At 67.8% G+C, this 5662-nt stretch carries 4 protein-coding genes and 1 pseudogene; 4 read left to right on the top strand and 1 reads right to left on the bottom strand.

Going from position 1 to position 5662, the window contains the following annotated elements; translation table 11 throughout:
• Positions 1-114 precede the first annotated feature (114 nt).
• Together AC1DZ6_RS18695 and AC1DZ6_RS18690 are read left to right on the top strand one after the other, a co-directional pair.
• A pseudogene (locus AC1DZ6_RS18695) lies at positions 115-462 on the top strand (transposase); the annotation flags it as partial.
• Positions 463-647: 185 nt separating this feature from the next.
• The gene (locus AC1DZ6_RS18690; protein WP_477098644.1) at positions 648-2480 is read left to right on the top strand and encodes an ABC-F family ATP-binding cassette domain-containing protein; all 1833 of its coding nucleotides are present in this window, start codon (positions 648-650) and stop codon (positions 2478-2480) included.
• 33 nt (positions 2481-2513) lie between these two features.
• Here AC1DZ6_RS18690 and AC1DZ6_RS18685 read toward each other — a convergent pair whose 3' ends face one another.
• Positions 2514-4436 carry a potassium transporter Kup gene (locus AC1DZ6_RS18685; RefSeq protein WP_477098643.1) on the bottom strand — a complete coding sequence of 641 codons (1923 nt, stop codon included), beginning with the start codon at positions 4434-4436 and terminating at the stop codon, positions 2514-2516.
• A 235-nt stretch (positions 4437-4671) separates the two neighbouring features.
• Here AC1DZ6_RS18685 and AC1DZ6_RS18680 point away from each other — a divergent pair, with 235 nt between their 5' ends.
• A complete protein-coding gene (locus AC1DZ6_RS18680; RefSeq protein ID WP_477098642.1) occupies positions 4672-4953 on the top strand; it encodes a hypothetical protein in 282 nt (93 codons plus the stop codon).
• Positions 4954-5081: 128 nt separating this feature from the next.
• On the top strand, positions 5082-5662 hold a 581-nt coding region (locus AC1DZ6_RS18675; RefSeq protein ID WP_477098641.1), incomplete at its 3' end, for an iron-containing redox enzyme family protein.

Genomic DNA, 5662 nt, shown 5'->3' with positions numbered 1-5662 from the left:
ATCCGGAAAATCCGCGACCGCGATCGGGGACACGCCGCAAGAGCATGTCCCCGGCAAAGGCTTGCCTTTAAACCGGAAATAGAACAAAATAAGAACTACACCAGGGGTCAATCAATGCCAAGATCGGCGCGCGTGGTGATCCCTGGATCGCCGCACCACGTGATCCAGCGAGGAAATCGGCGGCAACAGACCTTCTTCGAGGCCGACGATTACCGGGCCTATCTCGACATCGCCGCAGAGACCTTCGCTGCCGCCAAGGTGGAAGTCTGGGCCTATTGCCTGATGMCCAACCATGTCCACCTGATCGCTACGCCAAACGACGAGGCCGGCCTGGCCAGGGCGGTCGGCGCGGCACATCAGCGCTACACTTGGCGCATCAACCAAAAGCAAGGCTGGACAGGCTGCCTCTGGCAAAGCCGCTTTGGCTCCTTCGCCATGGACGAGCCCTACCTTCGCCTCTGTGCGCGCTATGTCGGTCTCAATCCGGTGCGGGCGGGATTGGTGAAGCAGGCGGTGGAGTGGCCTTGGTCCAGCGTGCCCGCGCCCCCCCCCCCGGCCCCGCGACAAGAAATCCCCCCGCCCCCTCGCCTGCCCTGCTATACGCCCCCATCTTCTCCCCTCCTCGCCGACAGTAAGACCTCCCGATCATGGCCTCCCCGACTCGCGCCCCTGTCCTGGCTCTCAAGGACGTCCGCCTCGCCGATGGGGCCAAGCCGTTGTTCGACGGGGTGGACCTGGCGCTGGAGCCGCGCGTGCGCGCCTGCCTGGTCGGGCGCAACGGGGCCGGAAAGTCGACCCTGCTGAAGATCCTGGCCGCCCAGGGCGTCGAGCCCGACAGCGGCGAGCGCTCGGCCCAGCCGGGCTCGAAGATCGTCTATGTCAGCCAGGAGCCGGACATCACCGGCGACACCCTGCTGGACTACTGCACGGCCGGCGGCGCCGAGGACTACGAGGCCCACGCCACCCTGGCCGACTTCGGCCTGGACTACGCCAAGAGCACGGTCGGCCTGTCGGGCGGCGAGCGCCGTCGCGCGGCCCTGGCCCGGGCCTTCGCCGAGCAGCCCGACGTGCTGCTGCTGGACGAGCCGACCAACCACTTGGACATCTTCGCGATCCAGACCCTGGAAGAGGAGCTGGCCGGCTCCAAGTGCGCCGCCCTGATCGTCAGCCACGACCGCGCCTTCCTGAACCGCGTCACCCAGCGCACCTTCTGGCTGGAGCACCGCAAGGTGCGCCGCCTGGACAAGGGATTCGCCGAGTTCGAGCTGTGGAGCGAGCAGGTGCTTTCGGCCGAGGCCGACGAGGAGCGTCGCCTCAACAAGCAGCTGGAAAAGGAAAACGCCTGGCTAGCGCGCGGCGTCCAGGGCCGCCGAGCCCGCAACGAAGGCCGCCGCCGCGCCCTGATGGAGCTGCGCGGCGCCAAGAAGGACCTGCAGGCCGACAAGCGCGGCAGCATGACCCTGGCCGTCGAAAGCTCGGGCACGTCGGGCAAGCGGGTGGTCGAGGCCAAGCACGTCACCAAGAAGTTCGGCGACCGGGTGATCGTCGAGGACTTCTCGACCCGCATCCTGCGCGGCGACCGCGTGGCCCTGGTCGGTCCCAATGGGGCCGGCAAGACCACCCTGGTGCGCATGCTGCTGGGCGAGATCCCGATCGACGCCGGCGACATCAAGCTGGGCACCAATCTGGAGATCTCCTACGTCGACCAGAACCGCATGGCGTTGTCCGAGAAGATGACCCTGTGGGACTTCCTGACGCCCGGCGGCGGCGACTCGATCCTGGTGCGCGGCATCCCCAAGCACGTGGCCGGCTACGCCAAGGAGTTCCTGTTCACCGAGGCCCAGCTGCGCCAGCCGGTCACCAGCCTGTCGGGCGGCGAGCGCAACCGCCTGTTGCTGGCCCGCGCCCTGGCCACGCCGACCAACCTGATGGTCCTCGACGAACCGACCAACGACCTCGACATGGACACCCTGGATTTGCTGGAAGAGGTGCTGGCTGATTTCGAGGGAACCCTCATCCTGGTCAGCCACGATCGCGATTTTATTGATAGACTTGCGACCTCGACCATCGCCATGAACGGCCACGGCCGGGTGCTGGAAACCCCCGGCGGCTGGAGCGACCTGATCGACCAGGCCCCGGACTTCTTCAAGGGCGCTCGTGGAGCGGCGGGCGACTTCGCCACCGGCACCGGCTCGAACAAGGCGGTGATCACGCCCGCGGCCCCGCCCGCCCCGAAGAAGACCGTCAAGCTGTCCTACAAGGACCAGCGGCGCCTGGAAGAGTGCGAAGCCCTGGTGGCCGCCTCGCCCGGGATCATCGCGGCTTTCGAGGCCAAGCTGGCCGACGCGAGCTTCTACGCCAAGGATCCGACCGGGTTCGCCAAGGTGATGAAGGAGCTCGACAAGGCCCGCGCCGACCTGGCCACGGCCGAGGAAGACTGGATGGCGCTGGAAGAGAAGCGCGAGGCGATGGCCTCGTAGGAAGTCCTCTCCCGGCGGGAGAGGATCCCAGGCTCACACCACCACCTGCGACCCCATCTCCACCACGCGTCCGGCCGGAATGTGGAAGAAGTCGATCGGGTCGGCGGCGTTCCGCACCATCCAGATGAACAGCCGGTCCTGCCACAGGGGCATGCCCCCAACCGGCGAGGAGCCGGGCGAGGCCACCACCGTGCGGCGGCCAACGAAGAACGAGGTCGACATCAGGTCGAACGGCAGGCCACGCCGGCGGCAGCTGCCCAGGGCGCGCGGGATGTGCGGCGTCTCCATGAAGCCGTAGTGGACGGTGATCCGCTTGAAGTCAGGGCTCAGGACCTCGATCTCGATCCGGTCCTTCTCGGCCACGCGCGGCAGGTCGTCGGTCTTCACGGTCATGACGATGTTGTCAGCGTGCAGGATCTTGTTGTGCTTGAGATTGTGCAGCAGGGCGACGGGGGCCGCCAACGGGTCCGAGGTCAGGAAGATCGCCGTCCCCGGCACCCGGTGCGGCGCGCGCGCCGTCAGGCTTTCGATCAGGGCGTTCAGGGCGATGGAGTCGCGATGGACCTTGCGGTGCAGCAGGTCGCTGCCCGTTCGCCAGGTCCACATCATCAGCACGATGCCCCCGRCGGCGACCAGCGGCACCCAGCCGCCGTCGGCGATCTTCAGCGCATTGGAGCCCAGGAACACCAGGTCCAGCGCCAAGAACGGCGCCAGCAGCGCGACGCACGCCCACAGCGGCCACTTCCAGTGACGCTGGGCGACGACGAACAGCAGCGCCACCGTCACGACCATGGTCGTGGTCACCGCAACGCCATAGGCCGAGGCCATGTTCGACGAGGTGCGGAACAGGAACAGCAGGAACAGCACGCCGATCGCCAAGGCCACATTGACCTGCGGCACGAAGATCTGGCCGGCGACGGTCTCGCTGGTCCGTTTGATGTTCATGCGAGGCAGCAGGCCCAGTTGCACCGCCTGCTGGGTGACCGAGAAGGCCCCGGTGATCACCGCCTGGCTGGCGATAATGGTGGCCGCCGTGGTCAGCAGGATCACCGGCCAGTAGACCGCGTGCGGGATCATGCCGAAGAACGGGTTTTCCATGGCCGCCGGCCGGATCAGGCAAAGCGCGCCCTGGCCCAGATAGTTGAGCATCAGGCACGGGAGGGCCACCATCAGCCAGCCGGCGCGGATCGGGGCTTTGCCGAAGTGGCCCATGTCGGCGTACAGCGCCTCGGCCCCGGTCACGCACAGGAAGACGCTGCCAAGGATCGTGACGCCCAGCAGGCCGTCGGCCATCAACAGCCGGGCCGCGTACATCGGATTCAGCGCCAGCAGGATCTCGGGTCGCTGCAGCACGAACGGCAGGCCAAGCGCCGCCAGGGTCAGGAACCAGACCAGGGTGATCGGCCCGAAGAACCGCCCCACGACCTCGGTGCCGCGCGACTGCACCGCGAACAGGGCCAGCAGGATGATCGCCGCCAGCGGCAGGACGAACGGCGCGAAATGGCGCCCGATCACCGGCGCCGAGGTCAGGCCCTCGACCGCCGACAACACCGAGATCGCCGGCGTGATCAACCCGTCGCCGTAGAACAACGCCGCGCCGACGATGCCCAGCATCACCAGCCAGGCCGAGCGCTTCTGCAGCGCCTTCTGGGCCAGGGCCATCAGGGCGAGGGTGCCGCCCTCGCCGCCGTTGTCGGCCCGCATGACGATGGCGACGTATTTCAGGGTGACCACCAGGGTCAGGGCCCAGAACACCAACGACACCACGCCGAACACCGCCAGTCGCGGATCCAGGTTGTGACCATGGGCCAGGGCCTCGCGCATCGAATAGAGCGGGCTGGTGCCGATGTCGCCGAACACCACGCCGAGCGCGCCGAGCCACAGGGCGCCAAACCTGGCGTGTCCGCTCCCCTTCCGGCCGCTGGGGTCGACCGGGTCGGCAGAAGGGTGGGCCATGAAACGCGCGCGTCCATCCAAGGGAGCGGCGAATTACGCCGCCACGGCATAAGGACGCCATGTGGATTTCAGGGCTGGGTATAAGGAAGTCATAAAGGACGGCATCGCGCTCGCCCCCGATCCCGGTGGGCGGGGCGACAGGCGTTTTGTCGCTTTTTCGACTTAGGAACACCCAGCGTTCCGCGCCGTTCATCTCCCCGCCGGAAGCCTCCGGCACGATCAGGGAGCGACCAAGATGGGTGAAGAAACCAACCGCGACGGTCTGCAACAACAGCCGTCCGACGACCAACGCCGGCAAGCCGATCAACAGAACCAGCAGGGCGAAACCCGCACCCCGCAACAGCAGCAGGACGACGCCGCGCGCAACGCGCCGGGCCAGCAGAACCAGCAAGGCCGACGCCCTGACGACGCCGACAACGAAGGCGTCGAAGGCACGCGCGTCGAAGGCCTCGACGACGGCCTGGAAGGCGGCGTCGACACCGGCGCCATCCAGCCCGGCAAGACCGGCCAGGACTGATCCAAACCGAATGCGACGAGGCCGCCTCCTCCCCCTCGGAGGCGGCCTTTTCGTGTCCCTGAGCAGTCCAGCCCGACAAGGCGGCGCAAGTCCGCCACCCCGCAGAGAAGACCCGTAGGAGAAGCACCGTGTTTGGTGGCGAACGACTGGCGCGCATCGGCGCGTTCACCCCGGAATTCCCCGACGCCGAGGCCCTGCACCGGGGCCTGGCCCACTGGAACCATCGCCGCCTGGCGGTGGGCAGGCCCGATCCCGACTGGCGCGCCGAGGTCTCGGACGAGGCCCGGATGAAGCGCATCGAGGGCGAGTACATCGAGCAGTTCCGCGACCACATCCTGCCGCTGGTCGCCGGCGTGCCGACCAACGCCGACGACTTCGTGGCCTGGTTCGAACAGCTGCAGGAGACCGGCCCCGGCCAGGACGACCCGCTGTTCGACTGGATCGAGGGCGCGGCCGGGATGGAAGACATCAAGTGGTTCCTGACCCAGGAAGCGGCCGGCGAGGCGGGCTTCGACGACCTGGTGGCCATGACCCAGGTCAAGGTCAGCGACCGCGCCAAGCTCGAGCTGGCCCGCAACTATTGGGACGAGATGGGCCGGGGCGCGGCGGCKGGCATGCACGGCCCGATGCTGACCCGCACCACGGACGTCCTGGGCCTGGCGCCGACCATCGACTCCACCCTGTGGCAGTCGCTGGCCCTGGCCAACAC

It is taken from the genome of Caulobacter sp. P1_B12_2, from assembly GCF_056406675.1.
Note: the sequence above shows the minus strand (reverse complement) of the source record. Positions and strands in the feature narration are given on the sequence as shown.